Origin of the sequence: Amycolatopsis sp. NPDC059657, assembly GCF_042734395.1 — a bacterium.
Taxonomy (GTDB): Bacteria; Actinomycetota; Actinomycetes; order Mycobacteriales; family Pseudonocardiaceae; genus Amycolatopsis.
In genome coordinates, this window is the sequence record NZ_JBHWEB010000095.1 from 15,425 (window position 1) to 37,516 (window position 22,092).

Genomic DNA, 22,092 nt, shown 5'->3' on the forward strand with positions numbered 1-22,092 from the left:
GTGCTGGATCTCAGTCGGAGGTTTCGAGGTCTAGGTCGGAGAGGGCCATGTTGATCAGTGCGTCGGTGTCCATGTCGTCGATCGAGTCGCCGTCGTCGTCGGCCTCCGGTGAAGCGGCGGGCTTCTCACCTGCCAGTTCGAGGAGGGTGTCCATCACGCCGGACGCCTGGAGCTGGGCGAACGGGATCGAGGTGAGGATGCGGCGGATGCGCTCCTCGCTGGAGACTTCCTGAGAAGGCGCCAGCTCCTCGTCGAGGTATTCGGCCAGCGACTGGGCGTTCGGGTAGTCGAAGACCAGGGTCGGCGGCAGGCGCAGGCCCGTGGCGGCGTTGACCTGGTTGCGGAACTCGACCGCGGTCAGCGAGTCGAAACCGAGCTCGTTGAACGCCCGGTCCGGCTCGACCGCCTCCGGCCCGGAGTGGCCGAGGATCGCCGCGGCCTGCGACCGGACGAGATCCAGCAGCACGACCCCACGCTCGGCCGCGTCGAGCCCGGCCAGCTTCTGCTTGAGCCCGGCCGAAGAGGCCGCCGCGCGCTTCGGCGCGGCACGTACCAGCCCGCGGAACAGTTCGGGCAGGCCTTCGGTCTTGGCCAGCGCCTTGACGTCCAGGTGCATGACCGCCACCGCCGGCCGGTCCAAAGCGCCTGCCGTGTCGAAGAGCGCGAGACCCTCCTCATTGGACAGTCCCTCGGTCATCAGGCGTTCGCGCTCTGCCTCGGTCAGCGTGTCCGCCATGCCTTCCGACGCCCACATGCCCCACGCGAGCGACTGGCCCGGCAGGCCCTGCGCGCGGCGGTGCGTGGCGAGCGCGTCGAGGAAGACGTTGGCCGCCGCGTAGTTGCCCTGCCCTGCGTTGCCGACCACGCCTGCGGCCGAGGAGAACACCACGAAGGCCGACAGCTTCAGCTCGCGCGTGAGTTCGTGCAGGTTCAGTGCCGCGTCGACCTTGGGGCGGAAGACGTTCGAGATCCGCTCCGGGGTCAGCGACGTGACCACGCCATCGTCGAGCACACCGGCCACGTGCACGACCCCGGTCAGGTCCGGAATGCTCTGCAGCAGCGACGAAACGGCCGCGCGGTCGGCGGCGTCGCACGCGGCGACCTCCACCTGCGCGCCCAGCGCCTGCAGTTCCGACACCAGCTCGGGAACACCCGCCGCCGCGGCTCCGCGACGGCTGGTCAGGATCACCTTGCCGACGCCGCGTTCGGTGACCAGGTGCTTGGCGAACAGCTTGCCGAGCGTGCCGGTCGCGCCGGTGACCAGCACCGTGCCGTCGGCAGGGAACGAGGTGACCGGCTCGACCACCTCGGCGGTACGAGGCACCCGAGCGAGCCTGGCCGCGTGCACGACCCCGCCGCGCACGACCACCTGCGGTTCGGCCGAAGCCATGACCAGCGCGATGTCGTCGGTGGTGGCGTCCGCGAGGACGATCCGGTCCGGGTTCTCGGCCTGCGCCGACCGGCACAGACCCCAGACCGCCGCACCCGCGAGGTCGGTGACGTCCTCGCCCGGCAAAGCGACCGCGCCCTGGGTGAGCACGACCAGCTTGGCCGTCGAGTCCGAGGCCAGGAAGGCCTGGATCTCGGCCAGCGCCTGGTGCGCCGCCGCGTGCACGGACTCGACGCTCGTACCCGGCTCGGTCTTCAAGACGACAACCTCGGGCACGTGCCCGTTGACTGACGCCGGGACGACCGGCCAGTCGAGCTGGAACAGCGACTCGTGGAACGGCTTCGAGGCGATCGCGTCGGCCGAGAAGGCCCGCAACGTCAAGGCGCCCACGGAAACCACGGGGTTGCCCGCCGCGTCCGCGACCTGCAGCGTCGCCTCACCCTGCTTGGCCGAGCTGACCTTCACACGCAGCGAAGATGCGCCCGCCGCGTGCAAGGCCACGCGTGACCAGGCGAACGGCAGCGCGGGCTCGTCACCGGCGGCGGAGGTCAACGAGACCGCGTGCAGTGAGGCGTCGAGCAGCGCCGGGTGGATGCCGTAGCCCGAGCCGTCGACCTCCTCCGGCAGTGAGACCTCGGCGTAGACGTCCTCGCCGGACCGCCAGGCCGCCCGCAGTCCGCTGAACGCCGGGCCGTAGAGCAGACCGGCCTCGGCGAGACCGTCGTAGAGCCCGTCGAGATCGATCGGCTCGGCACCGGCAGGCGGCCAAGAGCGCAGGTCGAAGTCGGGCGCCGAAGCGTTATCCGACAACGCACCCGTCGCGTGCCGCACCCAGGCGTCGTCTTGATACGAGTGGATCGAAACCGGCCGGACGCCGGACTCGTCGGGCGCGCCCAGGCTGACCTGGACCGCGACCCCACCGTCCGGCAGCACCAGGGGCGCTTCCAGTGTCAGGTCCTCGAGGACGCCGAAGCCGACCTGATCACCGGCGCGGACCGCGAGTTCCACGAACCCGGTGCCGGGGAACAGCACGACCCCGCCGACCGCGTGATCGGCCAGCCAAGGCTGCGTCTGCGTGGAAAGCCGTCCGGTGAACAGCACCCCGTCGGTGTCCGCGAGCTGCAGTGCCGCGCCGAGCAGCGGGTGATCCGCCGAGCCCATGCCGAACGAGGCCGCGTCGCCGCCCTTGCCGACCTCCTCGGCCAGCCAGTACGTCTCCCGCTGGAACGCGTAGGTCGGCAGGTCGACGCGGCGGGCGCCCCGACCGGCGAACAACGCCGCCCAGTCGATCGAAACCCCGCTCACGAAGAGCTGACCGAGCGCCGCGACCAGCGTCTGCACCTCGGGACGGTTCTTGCGCACGGCCGCGGTGAAGTCGCCTTCGACGCTCTGCTGCGCCATTCCGGAGAGCACGCCGTCGGGCCCGACCTCCAGGAACCGCGTGACCCCTTGGGCTTCGAGCGTCTTGACCCCGTCGGCGAAACGGACGGCGTCGCGCACGTGACGCACCCAGTAGTCCGGGTCACCGAGTTCTTCGGCGGTCGCCAAGGCGCCGGTGACGTTCGAGATCACCGGGATCTCCGGCGCGCTGTAGGTCAGCGACGCGGCGATCTCGCGGAACTCGGCGAGCATCGGCTCCATCAGCGGCGAGTGGAACGCGTGCGACACCTGCAACTGCGTGGTCTTGCGGCCAAGCTCCTCGAAGTGCGCCTTGATCGCCAAGACGGCGTCGGCGTCTCCCGAGACGACCACCGAGCTGGGCGAGTTGATCGCCGCGATGCTGACCGTGGAAGTCAAGTGCGGCAACACTTCTTCCTCGGTCGCCTGCACCGCGACCATCGCGCCTCCGGTCGGCAGCGCCTGCATGAGACGGCCACGCGCGGCGACCAGCTTCGCGATGTCGGCGACCGAGAAGACCCCGGCCGCGCGTGCCGCGACCAGCTCGCCGATCGAGTGCCCTGCCAGGAAGTCCGGCCGGATCCCGAACGACTCGACCAGCCGGAACATCGACATCTCGAAGGTGAACAGCGCCGCCTGCGTGTAGACGGTCTGGTTCAGCAGTTCCTGGTCGTCGCCCCACATGACCTCGAGCAACGGCCGGTCCAGGTGCTTGTCCAGCTCGGCGACGGCCGCGTCGACCGAGCCGCGGAACACCGGGAAGGCGTCGTAGAGCTCCTTGCCCATCCCGATCCGCTGCGAGCCCTGGCCGGTGAACAGCGCCGCGAGCTTGCCCGTACGGGCCTGCCCGGTGCTCAGCCCGGCCGCGGCCTCGCCGTTGGCCAGCGCCACCAGCCCGCGGACCAGCTCTTCGCGGCTTTCGGCGGTGATCACGGCCCGGTGCTCGAACGCGGCCCGCTCGGTCGCGAGCGAGAAAGCGAGGTCGCCGAGTTCACCGTCCTCAAAGGACACGAGGTTCGTCGCTTGCGAGCGCAGTGCTTCCGGTGTCTTCCCGGAGACCACGAACGGCAGCGCGGGCAGTTCGACGCCCTGTGGCCGCGACTGTTCCTTGACCGCCGGAGCCTGCTCGAGGATCACGTGTGTGTTGGTGCCGCTGATACCGAAGGACGAGATGCCCGCGCGGCGCGGACGACCGGTCTCCGGCCACGGCCGGGTCTCGGTGATCAGCTCGATCTTGCCGGAGGACCAGTCGACCACCGGGGTCGGCTCGGTGACGTGCAACGTCTTCGGGAGCACACCGTGCCGCAGCGCCTCGACCATCTTGATGACCGCGCCGACACCGGCCGCCGCCTGCGCGTGGCCCATGTTCGACTTCATCGAGCCCAGCCACAGCGGCTCTTCGCGGTCCTGGCCGTAAGTCGCGAGCAGTGCCTGAGCCTCGATCGGGTCACCGAGTGTCGTGCCCGTGCCGTGCGCCTCGACCGCGTCCACATCGGACACCTTGAGGCCGGCGCTGGCCAGCGCCTGGCGGATGACGCGGCGCTGGGCCGGGCCGTTCGGGGCGGTGAGGCCGTTGGACGCGCCGTCCTGGTTGACCGCGCTGCCCTTGACGATCGCCAGCACCGGGTGACCGTTGCGGCGCGCGTCGGAGAGACGTTCGACCAGCAGCATGCCGACGCCCTCTGCCCAGCCGGTGCCGTCGGTGTCCGCGGAGAACGACTTGCAGCGGCCGTTCTTCGCGAGCCCGCGCTGGCGGCTGAACTCGACGAACATCGCCGGGGTCGCCATCACCGCGACACCACCGGCCAGCGCCAGGTTGCACTCACCCGAGCGCAGCGCCTGGATCGCCCAGTGCAGAGCCACCAAACTCGAAGAACACGCCGTGTCGACCGTGACCGCCGGGCCTTCCAGACCCAGCGAGTACGAGATCCGGCCGGAGGCGATCGAGCCGGTCGCGTTGTTGTAGGCGTAGTCATGGAACATCATGCCCGCGAACACACCGGTCGGGCTGCCCGCCAGCGAGCCGGGGTCGATGCCCGCGCTTTCCAAGGCCTCCCAGGAGGATTCCAGCAGCAGCCGCTGCTGCGGGTCCATGATCAGCGCTTCGTTCGGGCTGATCCCGAAGAACGAGGCGTCGAAGTCGGCCGCGTCGTAGAGGAAACCACCCTGGTCGACGTAGCTGGTGCCCTCGCGGGCCGACTCGGGGTCGTACAGCTTGGCCAGGTCCCAGCCACGGTTCGCCGGGAAGTCGCCGACGACATCGCGGCCCTCTTCGAGCACCTTCCAGAGGTCGGCAGGCGAGTTGATACCGCCGGGGAACCGGCAGCTCATGCCGACGATCGCGATCGGGTCGCTGTCGTTGACCTTGGTGACCGCGATGGCCGCGGCCTCCTCGCCCGAACCGGCCAGCTCACCGGCGAGGTAGCGGGCGAGCACGACCGGTGTCGGGTAGTCGAAGACCAGCGTCGCGGGCAGCTTGAGGCCGGTGACCTCGGTGAACCGGTTGCGGAACTCGACCGCGGCCAGCGAGTCGAAGCCGAGGTCGCGGAACGCGCGCTCGGGCTCGACGGCGTCGGCGCTGGAGTGCCCGAGCACCGAAGCTGCCTGCGTGCGGACCAGGTCGAGCAGCAGGTCTTCCTGCTGCGCCGGGGCGAGCCTGGCCAGCTTCTCCTTGAGGCCACCGGCCACGGCCGAAGTCGCTTCGACCGCACGCCGCGAGCTGACGCGGATGAGCCCGCGCAGGATCGGCGGGACGCCTTCGCCCAGGCTCATCGCCTTGAAGTCGAGCCGGATCGGCACCACGGCCGGGTCGGCCAGTCCGCTGCCCACGTCGAACAGCTCCAAGCCGTCCACAGAGGACAGTGGAAGCACGCCGCCGCGCGACATCCGGGACCGGTCGGCCTCGCCGAGTTCGCCGGTCATGTCGGAAGCCTGGTCCCAGAAACCCCAGGCCAGCGCGGACGCGGGCAGGCCGTTCGCCACCCGGTGCGCGGCGAGCGCGTCCAGGAAGGCGTTGGCAGCCGCGTAGTTGCCCTGGCCGGGCGCGCCGAGCACACCACCGGCCGACGAGAAGAGCACGAACGCCTTGATGTCCAGCTCTTGGGTGAGTTCGTGCAGGTTGAGCGCGGCGTCGACCTTGGGCTTCAGCACGAAGTCCATGCGCTCGGGGGTGAGCGACGCGATGACACCGTCGTCGAGCACGCCCGCCGCGTGCACGATCCCGGTCAGCGGGTGCTCCATCGGGATGAGCGCGAGCAGTTCGGCGACCTCGCAGCGCTTCGAGACGTCGCACGCGACGACCTCGACCTCGGCGCCGAGCCCGGTCAGCTCCTCGACCAGCTCGGGCATCCCGGCGGCCGACAGGCCACGGCGGCCGGTCAGCACCAGGTGCCGGACACCGCGTTCGGTCACCAGGTGCCGGGCGACCAGCGCGCCGAGCGTGCCGGTGGCGCCGGTGACCAGCACCGTTCCGTCCGGCACGAACGCCGGGTGCTCGGCGGGTTCGACGGCCACCCGGGCCAGGCGTGCGACGTGGACCTTGCCGTCGCGCACGGCGACCTGGTCCTCGCCGCTGGAAAGCACCAGCGGCAGCTCGGACTCGTAGGCGTCGGCCAGGATGATGCGCTCGGGGTTCTCCGACTGCGCGGACCGGCAGAGGCCCCAGACCGCGGCGCCCGCCAGGTCGGTGACGTCCTCACCGGTCGCGGAAACCGCGCCCTGCGTGAGGATCACGAGCTTGGTCTCGTCGTACTTGTCGTCGCCCAGGAACTTCTGCAACGCGGCGAGTACTCGGTGCGTTGCCGTGCGGACGGACTCGGCGTCCGTGCCCGCGACGCTGTCCACGACCGCGACGGCCGGGACCTCCTCGCCGACCGAATCCCAGTGCACATAGGACACTGACTCGTCACTCGCCGGGATCTCCGGCCATTCGATGCGGAACAGCGACTCACCCACGATCGACCGGGCCGCGTTGATCTGGTCGACCGCGATGGCGCGCAGCACCAGCGATTCGATGACCGCGACCGGGCGGCCAGCCGGGTCGGCGATCTCCAGCGAGACCTCGCCCTCGCGGATCGGGGTGACCTTGACCCGCAGCGAGGTCGCGCCGGACGCGAACAGCTCCACCCGCGAGAACAGGAACGGCAGAGAGGCCTCCTGCCCGATCGCGCTGGTCAGGCCGACCGCGTGCAGTGAGGAGTCGAGGATCGCCGGGTGCAGGCCGAAACCGTCGCCCTTGATGCCGTCGGGCAGCGAGACCTCGGCGTAGACGTCGTCACCGACCTTCCAGGCGGCCTTGAGGCCCTGGAACACCGTGCCGTAGTTGAGCCCGGCCTCGGCGAGATCGTCGTACAGCGTGGTCAGGTCTATGCTCTCGCCGTCCTGCGGCGGCCACGCGGTGAGGTCGAACGACGGCGCGCCCGTGCTCGCGCCGAGCACACCGACCGCGTGCTGGGTCCACGGCAGGTCGGCCGCCGCGTTCTCATCACGCGAGTAAATGCTGATCGGGCGTGAGCCGGAAGCGTCCGGCGCGCCGACCACGGCCTGCAGCTGAATGCCGCCGCGAGCCGGGAGCACCAGCGGTGCCTGCAGCATCAGCTCTTCGAGCTTGCCGCAGCCGACCTGGTCACCCGCGCGGATCGCGAGTTCGACGAAACCGGTGCCGGGCAACAGCACCGTGTCGCCGACCGCGTGGTCACCGAGCCAGGTCTGGATGCCGAGCGCGAGACGGCCGGAGAACACCATGCCGTCGGAGTCGGCCAGCGGCACGGCCGCGGGCAGCAGCGCGTGCTCGGTCGCCGAGAGACCGACGGTCGTGACATCGCCGCCGTTGTTCGGCGTCGGGATCCAGAAACGCTGACGCTGGAAGGCATACGTCGGCAGGTCGACGCGGCGGCCACCGGGGAACACCTTGTCCCAGTCGACCTTCGCGCCACGCAGGAACGCCTCGGACAACGACGTGTAGAACCGCTGGAGCCCGCCTTCCTCACGGCGGAGCGAACCCACCGTACCCGCCTGGATACCGGCGTCCTCCGCGGTTTCCCCGATGGCGGGCAGCAAACCCGGGTGCGGGCTGCATTCGACGAAGAGCGTGAACCCGTCATCGAGCAGCTTGCGAGTGGTCTCCTCGAAGCGGACCGGGTTGCGGAGGTTTCCGTACCAGTACTCGTCGGTCATCGTCGCGGTGTCGATGATCCCGGCCTCGACCGTGGAGTACAGCGGGACGTCGACCGAACGCGGGGTGAGCCCGGCGAGCGCTTCGAGCAGCTGCGCACGCACCGGCTCGACGTAGTCGGAGTGCGAGGCGTAGTCGACCGGGATGATCCGCGCGCGGCCGCCCTCGGCCTTGACCTCGTCGTAGAAGGACTTGAGCAGCTCCGGCGGGCCACTGACCACAGTGGACGTCGGGCTGTTGACCACCGAGATCTGCACCCGGCCGCCGAACTTGGCGATCCGCTCACGGGTGACGTCCTGGCTCAGCGCCACCGACATCATGCCGCCATGCCCGGACAGCGCCTCGTTCAAGATGAGCCCGCGTGCGGTGACGACCTTGGCACCGTCCTCAAGGGACAGTGCGCCCGCCGCACAGGCCGCCGCCAGCTCACCCTGCGAATGGCCGACGAACGCGGACGGCTCGACGCCGAAGGACCGCCAGGCTGCGGACAGCGAGACGAGGATCGCCCAGGTCGCGGACTGCACGACGTCGACGCGGTCGAAATCGGGCGTGCCCTCTTCCTGGCGCAGCACGGCAAGGAGGTCCCAGTCGGCCTGGGTCCGCAGCGCGGCCGCGCATTCCTCCAGCTTCGCCGCGAAGGCCGGGATGCCGTCATACAGCTCGACGGCCATGCCCCGCCACTGTGAACCCTGGCCGGGGAAGCAGAAGACGATCTTGGCTTCCTGACTGGTCGAGCCGCTGACCACGTTCGCGGCCTTCTCGCCGGTCGCGAAGACGTTCAGGCCTTCGATCAGCTCTTCGCGGGTGGTGCCGATGACCGCCGCGCGCTGGTTGAAGATCGCGCGGGTGTGGGTCAGCGAGTAGCCGACGTCATACGGGTCGACATCGCTCCGCAGCAAATCCGCGAGCCGGGAGGCCTGCGCCTTCAAAGCGTCGGTGCCACGAGCGCTCAGCACGAGCGGCACAGTCCGCTCTTCGACTTCACGCTCCGGTTCGGCCGGAACGCGCGGCGCCTCTTCGATGATGACGTGCGCGTTGGTGCCGCTGATGCCGAACGACGACACCGCCGCGCGGCGCGGGCGGCCGTGGTCCGGCCATTCGCGGCGCTCGGCGAGCAGCTCGACCGCGCCGGATTCCCAGTCGACGACCGGAGTCGGCTCGGTGAGGTGGAGCGTCTTCGGCATGATGCCGTTCTGGATGGCGTGGACGATCTTGATGATGCTCGCCGCGCCCGCCGCGGCCTGCGTGTGGCCCATGTTCGACTTGATCGAGCCGAGGTAGAGCGGCTGGTCCTCCGGCCGTCCCTGGCCGTAGGTGGCGAGCAGTGCCTGTGCCTCGATCGGATCGCCGAGGGTGGTGCCGGTGCCGTGCGCGTCGACCATGTCGACGTCGGCGGTGGTCAGGCCCGCGTTGGCCAGCGCCTGCCGGATGACGCGGCGTTGCGAAGGCCCGTTCGGCGCGGTGAGGCCGTTGGACGCGCCGTCCTGGTTGAGCGCGGTGCCCTTGACGATCGCGAGCACCGGGTGACCGTTCTTGCGGGCGTCGGAGAGCCGCTCGACCAGCAGCATGCCGACGCCTTCACCCCAGCCGGTGCCGTCGGTGTCGGCGGAGAACGACTTGCAGCGGCCGTTCTTGGCGAGACCGTGCTGGCGGCTGAACTCGACGAAGATCTCGGGCGTCGCCATGATCGCGACACCACCGGCGAGCGCGAGCGAGCACTCCCCCGACCGCAGCGCCTGGATCGCCAGGTGCAGCGCGACCAGAGAACTCGAGCAGGCCGTGTCGATGGTCAGCGCCGGGCCTTCCAGACCGAGCACATAGGACACCCGGCCGGACGCGATCGCGCCGGTGGAGCTGTTGTACGTGTAGTCGTGGTACATCATCCCGGCGAAGACACCGGTCGAGCTGCCCTTGAGCGTCGCAGGGTCGATACCCGCGCGTTCCAAGGTCTCCCAGGACGCTTCGAGCAGCAGGCGCTGCTGCGGGTCCATGAGGAGCGCCTCATTGGGGCTGATGCCGAAGAAGGCCGGGTCGAATTCGTCGGCCTCGTACAGGAAAGCGCCCTCGTTGACGTAGCTGGTGTCGGGGCGGGTCTCGTCGGGGTCGTAGACGTTGTCGATGTCCCAGCCGCGGTTTTCGGGGAACGTCGACACGACGTCGCGGCCGTCGAAGACCATCTTCCACAGGTCTTCCGGCGAGTTGACGCCACCGGGGTACCGGCAGGCCATCGACACGATGGCGATCGGGTCGTCGTCGGCGATCGAGGCGGCGGTCGTCGCGGGAACGTCGCCGACACTGCCGGAGACCTCTTCGAGCAGGTACTGCGCGAGCACGATCGGCGACGGGTAGTCGAAGACCAGTGTCGCGGGCAGCTTGAGGCCGGTCGCCTCGGTGAGGCCGTTGCGGAGTTCGACGGCGGTGAGCGAGTCGAAGCCGAGTTCGTTGAACGCCCGGTCCGAGCCGATGGCCTCGGGGCCCGAGTAGCCGAGCACCGCGGCGGCCTGCGCGCGGACCATGGTCAGCAGCGCGGCTTCCCATTCCTCCTCCGGCAGCCCGGCGAGCTGGCGGCGCAGTGAGTCGGAGTCGGCCTTGACACCGGCGGCACTGCGGCGCTGGGCGGGAACCAGGCCGCGGAAGAACTCGTGCAGGCCGTCGCCCTGGGCACGCAGCCCGGCGATGTCGAGCTTGACCGGGACGAGCGAGGATTCCCCTGTGGACAATGCCGCGTCGAAGATCGCGGTGCCGTCCTCCGGCGAGAGCGGGAACATGCCGCCACGCGAGATGCGGGACTTGTCGGCGTCGTCGAGCGTGCCGCCCATGCCGCCTGCCCAGAGGCCCCAGGCGAGTGACTGCGCGGGCTTTCCGGCGGCACGGCGGTGTTCGGCGAGCGCGTCGAGGAAGTGGTTGGCGGCGGCGTAGTTGCCCTGGCCGGGCGCGCCGAGCACACCGGAGGCGCTGGAGAACACGACGAACGCGGTCAGGTCGCCGGTGAGTTCGTGCAGGTTGAGCGCGGCGTCGACCTTGGGGCGGAAGACGGTGTCGACGCGCTCGGGGGTGAGCGAGGCGATGACGCCGTCGTCGATGACACCCGCGATGTGCACGACCGCGGTGATGTCCTTGCCCTTGAGCGCCTTGGCGAGTGCCTTGCGGTCGGCGGCGTCGACCGCGGCGACCTCGACGTTCGCCCCCAGCTCGGTCAGCTCGGCGACGAAGTCCTCGGCACCCGCGGCCCCTCGGCGGCTGGCGAGCAGGAGGTTCTTGACGCCGTGGTTGGTGACCAGGTGCCGGGAGAACAGGCGGCCGAGTGTGCCGAACGCGCCGGTGACCAGCGTGGTGCCCTCGGGCGTGAAGGTGCTCGCGGGCTCGGCGTCCTCACTCGGCACGCGGGCGAGCTTCGCGGCGTAGGTGACACCGTCACGGACGATGACCTGCGACTGGCCGGTCGCGAGCACGGCCTGCACATCGACGTCACCGTCGGCCAGGATGATGCGCTCGGGGTTCTCGTTCTGGGCCGAACGGACCAGTCCCCAGACGGCCGCGCCGGCGAGGTTGTCCCCGCCGATAGCGCCCTGGGTGAGCACGACCAGCTTGGATTCGCCTTCCACCGCAAGGAATTCCTGCAGCTTGGCGAGTGCGGCGTTGGTGACCTCGCGTACCTCGTCTGCCGTGGTGCCCTGACCGACCACATAGGACTCGGCCTGGATGGCGGCCACGTTGGCGACGTCCGGGACCGGCGCCCACTGCAGGTGGAACAGCGAGTCGTGGAAGCTCGACCTGGCGGCCGCGATCTGCTCGGCGGTGATCGAGCGCAGGGTCAGCGAGTCGACCGTGGCGACCGGGTTGCCACCCGCGTCGGCGAGCCGGACCTTGACCACGCCATCGCGCAGCGGCGTCAGCCGCACGCGCAGGCTGGACGCGCCGGTGGCGTGCAGGTCCACTGTAGACCAAGAGAACGGAAGTGCAGCGCGGTCGCCGGTCACCCCGGTCAGCGCGACGGCGTGCAGCGCGGAGTCGAGTGCCGCCGGGTGCAGGCCGAAGCTCGCGGCGTCGCCGTGTGCCTTCTCGGGCAGTTCGACCTCGGCGTAGACCTCGTCGCCGGACTTCCAGGCCGCCTTGAGGCCCTGGAACACCGGCCCGTACTGCAGCCCTGCCTCGGCTAGGCCCTCGTAGATGCCTTCCAGGTCAACGTGTTCCGCCTTGGCGGGCGGCCAGGCCTTCAGGTCGAAGTCCGGGACGGCAGAGCCCGCGCCGAGCACACCGTCGGCGTGCTGGGTCCACGGCAGGTCACCCGCGTCCTCGGGCCGCGAGTAGACGCTGATCGAGCGGGAACCGTTGGCGTCACGGGCACCCACGACCACCTGGACCTGGACGCCACCCTTCTCGGGCAGCACCAAAGGCGCCTGGAGGTTGAGTTCCTCGATACGGCCACAGCCGACCTGGTCACCGGCCCGTGTCGACAACTCGACAAACCCGGTGCCAGGGAACAGGATCGAGCCGCCGACCACGTGATCGGCCAGCCAGGCGTTGGTACTGGCGGACAGGCGGCCGGTCAGCACGACGCCGTCGGACTCGGCGAGCAGCACGGCCGCGCCGAGCAGCGGGTGATCGGTCGACGTCAAACCCGCCGACGAGACGTCGCTCGCCCCGGCCTTCGCCTCCACCCAGAAACGCTGGCGCTGGAACGCATATGTGGGCAGTTCGACCCGCTTGGCACCGCGTCCCTCGAAGACCTGGGCCCAGTCGACGGGCACACCGGTGGCGTGCAGCTGACCCAGCGCCGTCAAGATCGCGGTCGGCTCGTGCCGGTCCTTGCGCAGCGCGGCGACGAACTCGCCCTCGACGCTCTGCTGTGCCATGCCGGACAGCACGCCATCGGGGCCCAGCTCGAAGAACCTGGTCACGCCCTCGGCGGCGAGGGTCTTCACGCCGTCGGCGAACCGGACGGCACCGCGGACGTGGCGCACCCAGTACTCGGGGTCATCCAGCGCGTCGGCGACCTGCCCGGTGACGTTGGAGACGACCGGGATCCGCGCGGTGCCGTACTCGAGGCTCTGCGCGACCTTGCGGAACTCGTCGAGCATGGGCTCCATGAGTGGCGAGTGGAACGCGTGGCTGACCTTGAGCCGCGTGGTCTTGCGGCCCAGTTCCTCGAAGTGCGCCTTGATGGCCAGCGCGGCGGTCTCGTCACCGGAGACGACGACCGACTGCGGCCCGTTGATCGCGCCGATGCTCACGGCGTCGGTCAGCAGCGGCAGGACCTCGTCCTCGGTCGCCTGCACGGCGACCATAGCGCCACCGGCGGGCAGCGCGTTCATCAGACGACCACGCGCGGCGACCAGCTTGGCGGCGGCTTCGAGGCTCAGCACCCCCGCGACATGCGCGGCGGCGAGTTCACCGATCGAGTGCCCGGCCACGAAGTCCGGTTTGACACCCCACGACTCGACGAGCCGGTACAGCGCGACCTCGATGGCGAACAGGCTGGTCTGGGTGTAGACGGTCTGGCTCAGCAAGTCCGCGTCGGAGCCCCACATGACCTCCTTGAGCGGCCGGTCGAGGTGCTTGTCCAGCTCCGCGACCGCGGCGTCCAACGCCTCGGCGAAGACCGGCGAGAAGGCGGCCAGCTCCTTGCCCATGCCGATGCGCTGGGCGCCCTGGCCGGTGAACTGGAACGCGGTCAGCCCCTCGGAGGCGAAGCCGGAGAACACACCCGCGCGCTTCTCACCAGCGGCGACGGCGTCGAAGCCGGTGCGCGCGGAGTCGGCGTCCTCGGCGAGCACGACCGCGCGGTAGGTCAGCGGCGACCGGGTGGTGGCCAGCGAGAACGCGGTGTCGAGCAGATCGTGGTCGACACCGAGCAGGTTGCGGGCCTGAGCCTTCAAAGCATCCGCGCTACGGCCGGACAGCAGCAGCGGCACAGGAGTGTCGGCGGGCCAGCTCGGCTCGACGACCTCGGCCGCCTCGGCTTCGGGAGCCTGCTCGATGATGACGTGCGAGTTCGTGCCGCTGACACCGAACGACGAGACACCCGCGCGCCGCGGTTCGCCGGTCTCGGGCCACGGCGTGGCCTCGGCGAGCAGCTCGACGTTGCCCGCACTCCAGTCCACATGGGACGAAGGCTCGGTGAAGTGGAGGGTCTTCGGCAGCAGCCCGTGCTGAATGGCCATGATCATCTTGATCACGCCGCCGACACCGGACGCGGCCTGCGCGTGCGCGATGTTCGACTTGATCGAGCCCAGGTACAGCGGCCGTTCCCGGCCCTGCCCGTAGGTCGCGAGCACGGCCTGCGCCTCGATCGGGTCACCGAGCGTGGTGCCGGTGCCATGCGCCTCGACCGCGTCCACATTGGACGGCGACAAGCGCGCGTCGTTCAGCGCCTGACGGATGACTCGCTGCTGCGACGGGCCGTTGGGCGCGGTGAGGCCGTTGGACGCGCCATCGGAGTTGACCGCGCTGCCGCGCAGCACGGCGAGCACCGGGTGACCGTTCTTGCGAGCGTCGGAAAGCCGCTCCAGCAAGAGGAAACCGGCGCCCTCACCCCAGGCGGTGCCATCGGCGGACTCGGAGAACGGCTTGCACCGCCCGTTCTTCGCAAGGCCACGCTGACGGCTGAACGCGACGAACCCGTCCGGCGTGGCCATGACGGCGATACCACCGGCCAGCGCGAGCGAGCATTCCTTCTTGCGCAACGCCTGCGCGGCCAGGTGCATCGCGACCAGGCTCGACGAGCACGCGGTGTCGACGGTGATCGTCGGGCCTTCGAGGCCGAGCGCGTACGAGATGCGTCCGGAAAGGACGGATGCGGCGACCGCGGTGCCCATGTAGGCCTCGGCGACCTCGGGCGCGTTGATCAGCAGGCCCTCGTAGTCACGGAAACCGGAGCCGACGAACACACCGACCGGCGCGCCCCGCTGGGATTCGGGTGCGATACCGGCCTTTTCGAGCGCTTCCCACGCCAGCTCCAGCATGATCCGCTGCTGCGGGTCCATGGCGAGCGCCTCGCGCGGCGAGATTCCGAAGAACTCCGGGTCGAAATCGCCGGCGGAATCGATAAAACCACCCTCGCGCACGTAGGACGTGCCCGGGTGGTCGGGGTCGGGATGGTACAGCTCATCGACGTTCCAGCCGCGGTCCTCGGGGAACTCCGAGATCGCGTCGCGGCCCTCGGCGACGAGATCCCAGAGGTCCTCGGCGGAGTTGACCCCGCCGGGGAACCGGCACCCGATCGAAACGATCGCGATCGGGTCCTGCTCCTGCGTCTCGACCTCCTGCAGGCGGCGGCGCGTCTGCGCCAAGTCCGCCGTGACCTTCTTGAGGTAGCCGAGGAGCTTTTCGTCGTTCGCCATCAGTATCCCAGTCCTTATCTCGTCACGAATGGTCGATCGACGTATGCGGGCTCACCTGGATAGGCAGCCAGCTCACGCTCCTTGCGGGCCAACATTCGGGCGCCGGCAACCAGCACACCGGCTCCCCCTTCTCCCCATGCCCCCGCACCACCGGTGCGGTCACCCGCGTCCCGGGCGTGTCCGCGTTCTGTGCACGCGTGTCCGCCGTCTGTGCACGCGTGTCCGCGTTCTGTGTACGCATGACATCCGCCTCTCAAGCCAAACCAAGCTCTTTGTCAATGAAGTCGAAGACGTCGTCAGCGGACGCGTCCTCCAAATTCCCGCCGACGTCCTCACCGGAACCAAGCGCTTCGTTCGCCTTCGCGAGCAGTGCCTGCAACCGCGCCGTGACCCTGGCCTGCTCCAGCTCGTCCGCACCGAGCGCGGCCACGGTCGCTTCGAGCCGGTCCAGCTCAGCCGTGATCCCGCCGCCCGTGTCGGCCTTCGGCGCGACCTCGCCGCGCATGAATTCGGCCAGCGCCTTGGGGTTCGCATGGTCGAACACCATCGTCGTCGGCAGCTTCTTGCCGACCGCCGAAGCGAGCCGGTTACGCAGATCGACCGCCGACACCGAGTCGAACCCGAGGTCCTTGAACGCCCGCGTCGGCTCGACACCGGACGGGTCGTCGTACCCGAGCACCGAGGCGACGTTCTTGCGGACCAGCTCCAGCAACGCCCGCGTCTGCTCGGCCTCGGACATCCCGGCCAGCTTGGCGATCAGTTCATTGCCACCCGCCGATTCAGGTTCGCCCGCGCCGTCGAGGATCGCCTTGACCTCGGGCAACGCGTCGAGCAACGGCCTCGGGCGGGCCATCGTGTACGTCGGCGCGAACGCCGACCAGTCGATCTCGGCGACCACGATGTGGCTGTCGTTGTGGTCCAGGGCCTGCTGCAACGCGGCGAGCGCGAGCCGCGGTTCCATCGCGGGCGCGCCGATCCGGCGCATCATGGCGGCGAGTTCCTCGTCGACCATGCCGCCCGCCCACGAACTCCACGCGACCGAGGTCGCGGCGAGCCCGCGCGCCTTGCGCTGGTGCGCCAAAGCGTCGAGGTAGGCGTTACCCGTGGCGTACGCGCTCTGGTGCGAGCTGCCCCAGACCGCAGCACCCGATGAGAACAGCACGAACGCGTCGAGCTCCTTGTCCCCGAGCAGTTCGTCGAGGTTGGCCGCACCTGCGATCTTGGCGTGCCCCACCTCGAGGAACTCCTCCAGCGGCAGGTCGGACAGCGGCGCGATGCGCTGCGAGATCCCGGCCGCGTGGACCACGGACCTGAGATCATCGAGCCCGTCGAGCAGCGACTTGAGCGAGTCACGGTCGGCGACATCGCAGGCCGCGATGGTGACCTTGGTCCCCAGTTCGGTCAGCTCGGCTTCCAGCTCGGCGGCGCCGGAAGCTTCGCGGCCGCGGCGGCTGGTGAGCACGAGGTGTTCGGCGCCCTTGCCCGCGAGCCAGCGCGCGAGGTGCGCACCGAGTCCGCCGGTGCCGCCGGTGATCAGCGTGGTCCCGCGCGGCGTCCACTCCCGCGCACCAGGCGCCGTGCCGACCGAGGCGCGGACCATGCGGCGGGCGTAGATCCCGTTGCCGCGCACGGCGAGCGCGTCGTCCTCGACCCCGCCGAGCAGACCGGCGAGCCGCGCGATGGTCGCGTCGTCGGCGTCGGACGGGACGTCGACCATGCCACCCCAGTAGGTGCCGAGGTCGAGCGAGAGCACGGTGCCGAGGCCCCACGCCGACGCCTGCACGGCGTTGCGGACCTCGTCCGGCCGGTCGACCGCGACCGCGTCGGAGGTGATCGCCCAGATCGGCGAGTCGAGCCCGGCGTCGCCGATCGCCTGGATGAAGGTGACCGTGCTGTCGATCGTGTTGTCCAGCGCCAGCAGGGAAAGAATGCCGTCAGGAGCGTGCGGGCGCAGTCCCTTGGCGAGCGTCTCGCGGTCCTCATTGGACACCTCGAGCGGGACCACGGTGGTCGTCTCGCCCAGCGCGCCGAGGATCTTGGTGATCAGTGGGTGGTCCTTCTGCCCGGCCGGGATGGCGACCAGCCAGTTGCCGATGGCCGGGCTCGCGTCCGGAGTGACCGCCTTCCAGGCGATCTTGTATCGCCAGGTGTCCACAAGGGACTGCTCGCGGAACTTGTCACGCCAGGTCGACACCGCGGGCAACACCTCGCCGAGCGCCGACGCCTCGACGTTCAGCCGCTCGGCAAGCTCGCCGAAGTCCTGGTCGGCGACCGCGTCCCAGAACGCCGAGTCGACCGGGTCGGCGCTGGCCGCCTGGTGCGCCTTGCTGGTGTCCCACCAGAAGTTCTTGTGCTGGAAGGCATACGTCGGCAGGTCGACGCGCCGGGCGCCGCGGCCCGCGTAGAACACCGACCAGTCGAGCTTGACGCCGCGTGCCCACGCCTGCGCGAGCGCGGTGACCAGTTCCCGTTCCTCGGGACGGTCGCGGCGCAGCACCGGCACGAACGCGATGTCCTCGTCGGTGACCAGCGAGTCCGGGCCCATCGCGGCGAGCGCCGAGTCCGGGCCGAGTTCGACGAACGTGGTGACGTTGCGGGCTTCCAGGCTGCGGACCGCGTCGGAGAACCGGACGGCCTCGCGGACGTGGCGCACCCAGTAGTCCGGTGAGGTCAGTTCCTCGGCGGTCGCGAGCTGCCCGGTCAGCGTCGAGATGATGGCGATCTTGGGCGGGTGGAAGGTGAGCCCCTCGGCGACCTTGCGGAAGCCGGAGAGCATCGGCTCCATCAGCGGCGAGTGGAACGCGTGCGACACCTTGAGCTGCTTGGTCTTGCGGCCCTGCGCGTCGAACGCGGCGGCCACGCCGAGCGCGGCCTCCTCCTCGCCGGAGACGACCACGGCGTTCGGCCCGTTGATCACGCCGATGCCGACGCCGTCGGTCAGGAACGGCGTGACCTCGTCCTCGGACGCCTGGATCGCGACCATCGCGCCGCCGGAAGGCAACGCGTTCATGAGCTTGCCGCGAGCCGCGACCAGCGCGGCGGCGTCCTCCAGAGAGAGCACCCCCGCGACGTGCGCGGCGGCGAGTTCACCGATCGAGTGCCCGGCCAGGAAGTCGGCCTTCCCGCCCCACGACTCGATGAGCCGGTACAACGCGACCTCGACGGCGAACAGCCCCGACTGCGTGTAGACCGTCTGCGCGAGCAGGTCCGCATCGGAACCCCAGACGACCTCCTTGAGCGGCCTGTCCAGGTGCTTGTCCAGCTCCGCGACGGCCGCGTCAAAGGCCTCCGAGAACGGGGCAAAGCCCGCCAAATCCCGTCCCATGCCAATGCGCTGGGCGCCCTGGCCGGTGAACAGGAACGCGGTCAAACCGTCCGAGCGCGTGACGCCCTGGACGACTCCGGCCGGGGTCTCCCCCGCCGCCAGCGCGGTCAAGCCGCGGACGAACTCGTCGCGGTCCTCGGCGACCACGACCGCGCGATTGTCCAAAGCGGACCGCGTGGTGGCGAGCGAGAAACCCAAGTCCAGCAAGGAAGTCTCACCGAGGTTGTCGAGCAGACGCTGAGCCTGCGCGGTCAGCGCGGCGGCACCCTTACCCGAGACGACCAGCGGCAGGACAGAGCTGGTGACCGTCGGCGCTTCGGCCTCCGGCTCCTCGAAGGCGGGCGCCTCTTCGATGATCACGTGCGCGTTGGTGCCGGACAGCCCGAACGACGAGATGCCCGCGCGACGCGGTTCGTCACCGGCAGGCCACGGCCGCGGCTCGGTGAGCAGCGAGATGTTGCCGGCGGCCCAGTCGACCTGCGGGGTCGGCGCGTCGACGTGCAGGGTCTGCGGCATCTTGTCGTGCTTCATCGCCTGGACCATCTTGATGATCCCGGAGACGCCGGCCGCCGCCTGCGCGTGACCGATGTTGGACTTGATCGACCCCAGGTAGAGCGGCTTGCCGGCCGGGCGCTGGCCGTAGGTGGCGAGCAGCGCCTGCGCCTCGATCGGGTCGCCCAGCTTGGTGCCGGTGCCGTGCGCCTCGACCAGCTCGACCTGCTCGACGGCGATCTGCGCGTTGGCCAGCGCGTCACGGATGACCCGCTGCTGCGACGGCCCGTTGGGGGCGGTGATGCCGTTGGACGCGCCGTCCTGGTTGACCGCGGAGCCGCGCACCAGCGCGAGCACCGGGTGACCGTTGCGCCGCGCGTCGGAAAGCCGTTCCAGCAACAGAAGCCCGACGCCTTCGCCCCAGCCGGTGCCGTCGGCAGCGGCCGCGAAGGCCTTGCAACGCCCGTTCAGCGCGAGGCCGCCCTGCTCGCTGAAGCCGACGAACGCGGCGGGCGTGGCCATGACGGTCACGCCACCGGCGAGCGCCAGCGAGCAGTCCCCGCGCCGCAGCGACTGGATGGCCCAGTGCAGCGCGACCAAACTCGAAGAGCAGGCCGTGTCGACCGTGACCGCCGGGCCTTCAAGCCCCAGGCAGTAGGCGATCCGCCCCGAGGCGACCGCGCCGAGCACGCCGATGCCGCCGCCGAGTCCGTAGTCGTGGTAGACGAGCCCGGCGAAGACACCGGTCTTGGTGCCCTTCAGCGAATGCGGGTCGATGCCCGCCCGTTCGAAGGCCTCCCACGACGTCTCCAGCAGCAGCCGCTGCTGCGCATCGGTTTCGACCGCTTCCTTCGGACTGATCTTGAAGAAGTCCGCGTCGAACTCGTCCGCGTTGTGCAGGAAGCCACCCTCGCGCGAGTACGTCTTACCCGGCTTGCCCGGCTCGGGGTCGTACAGGCCTTCGGTGTCCCAGCCGCGGTTCTCCGGGAACGTCGAGATCCCGTCCCGGCCCTCGTTCACGAGGTCCCACAACGCTTCCGGCGAAGAGATCCCGCCGGGGAAGCGGCAACTCATCGAAACGATGGCAATCGGCTCGTGATCCTTGGCTTCCACCTCGCGCAGTCGTTTCTTGGTCGACTGCAGATCGGCCATGGCTCGCTTGAGATAGTCCCGGAGCTTGTCATCGTTGCTGCTGCTCATTGATCCCTCGTCGTCCCTAGAGGCCGAGCTCGTTGTCAAGCATGTTGAACAGTTCGTCGTCGGTCGCGTCTTCGTAGTCGGTCTCGGTCACTTCGGCGGCGGTCTGCGAGTCATTCCACTTACGCAGCAACGCTTCCAAGCGGGCTGTGATCCTCGCCGTCCCGTCCGCGGGGACCGACGCGAGCAGCTGTTCGAGCCGCTCGACCTCCTCCAGCACCGGCGCGGTCGAGTCGGCGTTGGGTGCGATCCCAGCGCGCAGGAACGCGGCCGCCTCCAGCGAAGTCGGGTAGTCGAAGACCAGGGTCGCGGGCAGCGAGAGCCCGGTGGCCGCGGTCAGCTGCTTACGCAGTTCGACCGCCGCAAGCGAGTCGAAGCCGAGTTCCTTGAACGCGCGGCCCGGCTCGATCGACTCCGGCCCGGCATGCCCGAGCACCGCCGCGACGTGCGTGCGGACCACGTCGAGCAGCACGCGATCGACCTCGTCGTCCGGCAACCCGGCGAGCTTCTTGCGCAGCTCGGCGCCACTGTCCCCGGCCTGCTTGGCGGGCACCTTGACCAGGCCGGACAGCAACGCGGGCAGTTCACCGGCACGCGCCCGGAGTGTCGCGTGGTCGAGCCGGATCGGCACGACCAGCGCTTCCGGCGCGGACAACGCCGCGTCGAACGCCTTGAGGCCATCCTCTGTGGACAGTTCGGGCAGGCCGAGCGCGGTGAAGGTCTCGTTGGGCTCGCCCCAGGTCCCAAAGGCGAGCGTGGTCGCGGGAAGACCGTCGGCCTGCCGAAGCTGGGCGAGCGCTTCGACGAAACAGTCCCCCGCGGCCGACGCGGCTTGCCCGGTTCCGTAGAGCAGCGATGTCGCCGAAGCCAGCACCACGAAGTTCGCGAGATCACGGGTCTGCTCGTGCAGGTTGTAGGCGGCGGCCGCCTTGTGCCGCAAGGCTTCCGCGAGCTGCTCCGGGGTGAGCGAGTCGACCAGCGCCGTCGCGGCGGGCGCGGGGGCGTGGATGACCGCGGTCAGCGGGTGCTCCTCGGAAATGTCGTTGAGCACCTTGGCGAGCGCGTCCGCGTCGGCCGGGTCGCCGTCGAAGAAGACCAGATGCTCGGCGCCCAGGTGCCTGGCGATGTCCTCGCCGTGCGGGCCGCCGGTCACCAGCACGGTCCCCGACCACGTCACCGGCGCGTCCACCGTGGACACCTTGGCGAGCCTCGGCGCCCGCGTGACACCACCGCTGATGCGCAGCTCCGGCTCACCCGAGGCGACCGCGGCGGCGAGGTCACCCGAGCCGTCAGTCTCGATGAGCACGAACCGACCGGGGTGTTCTTGCTGCGCGACCCTGACCAGGCCGCGAACCGGGGCCTGCGCCAGGCTGCCGTCGATCACGAACACGGCCTCGCCGGGCTGCTGGATCCTCGCGAGCGCGGTCGCCGCGTTGGCCTGTGCGGCAGCGAGAACGTCCGGGCCGCCCTGCCAGTTGTCGACATACTCGGCCTCGATCTCCGAGGGGAGCGTGCGCACCGGGATCCAGTCGATGCGGTGCAGCGCGTCGAGCCTGCCCGTGGCGAACTGGTCCGCGGTGACCGGTTCGGTGGCGAGCGACTCGACGCTCAGCACCGGGCGGCCCTCCTCGTCGGCCGCGAACACGGAAAGCTGGCCCGGGGGGGGGGGGGGGGGGGGCCCCCCCCCCGGCCGGACACCCGCGGGCGGGGGGGGGGAGCCCGGGCCCCACCACCGGCCCCCGGGGCCCCCCCGGCGGCCGGAGTAGCGGAACCC

Annotated in this window: 3 protein-coding genes; all 3 read right to left on the reverse strand. The window is 70.1% G+C overall.

The genetic code is table 11. The features are described from left to right. Positions 1-10: 10 nt before the first annotated feature. Positions 11-15,304 carry an SDR family NAD(P)-dependent oxidoreductase gene (locus ACFV15_RS35905; protein WP_378356274.1) on the reverse strand — a complete coding sequence of 5,098 codons (15,294 nt, stop codon included), beginning with the start codon at positions 15,302-15,304 and terminating at the stop codon, positions 11-13. A gap of 253 nt (positions 15,305-15,557) precedes the next feature. Further along, positions 15,558-20,321 carry a type I polyketide synthase gene (locus tag ACFV15_RS35910; RefSeq protein ID WP_378356276.1) on the reverse strand — a complete coding sequence of 1,588 codons (4,764 nt, stop codon included), beginning with the start codon at positions 20,319-20,321 and terminating at the stop codon, positions 15,558-15,560. A gap of 16 nt (positions 20,322-20,337) precedes the next feature. Further along, positions 20,338-21,963 (reverse strand): KR domain-containing protein, encoded by a 1,626-nt coding sequence (locus ACFV15_RS35915; RefSeq protein WP_378356278.1) that lies wholly within the window; start codon positions 21,961-21,963, stop codon positions 20,338-20,340. Positions 21,964-22,092 lie beyond the last annotated feature (129 nt).

Bases quoted from the DNA above. Each gene is read 5' to 3' on its own strand.
- ACFV15_RS35905 (WP_378356274.1), bottom strand. From the start codon at position 15,304: ATGGCGAACGACGAAAAGCTCCTCGGCTACCTCAAGAAGGTCACGGCG.
- ACFV15_RS35910 (WP_378356276.1), bottom strand. From the start codon at position 20,321: ATGAGCAGCAGCAACGATGACAAGCTCCGGGACTATCTCAAGCGAGCC.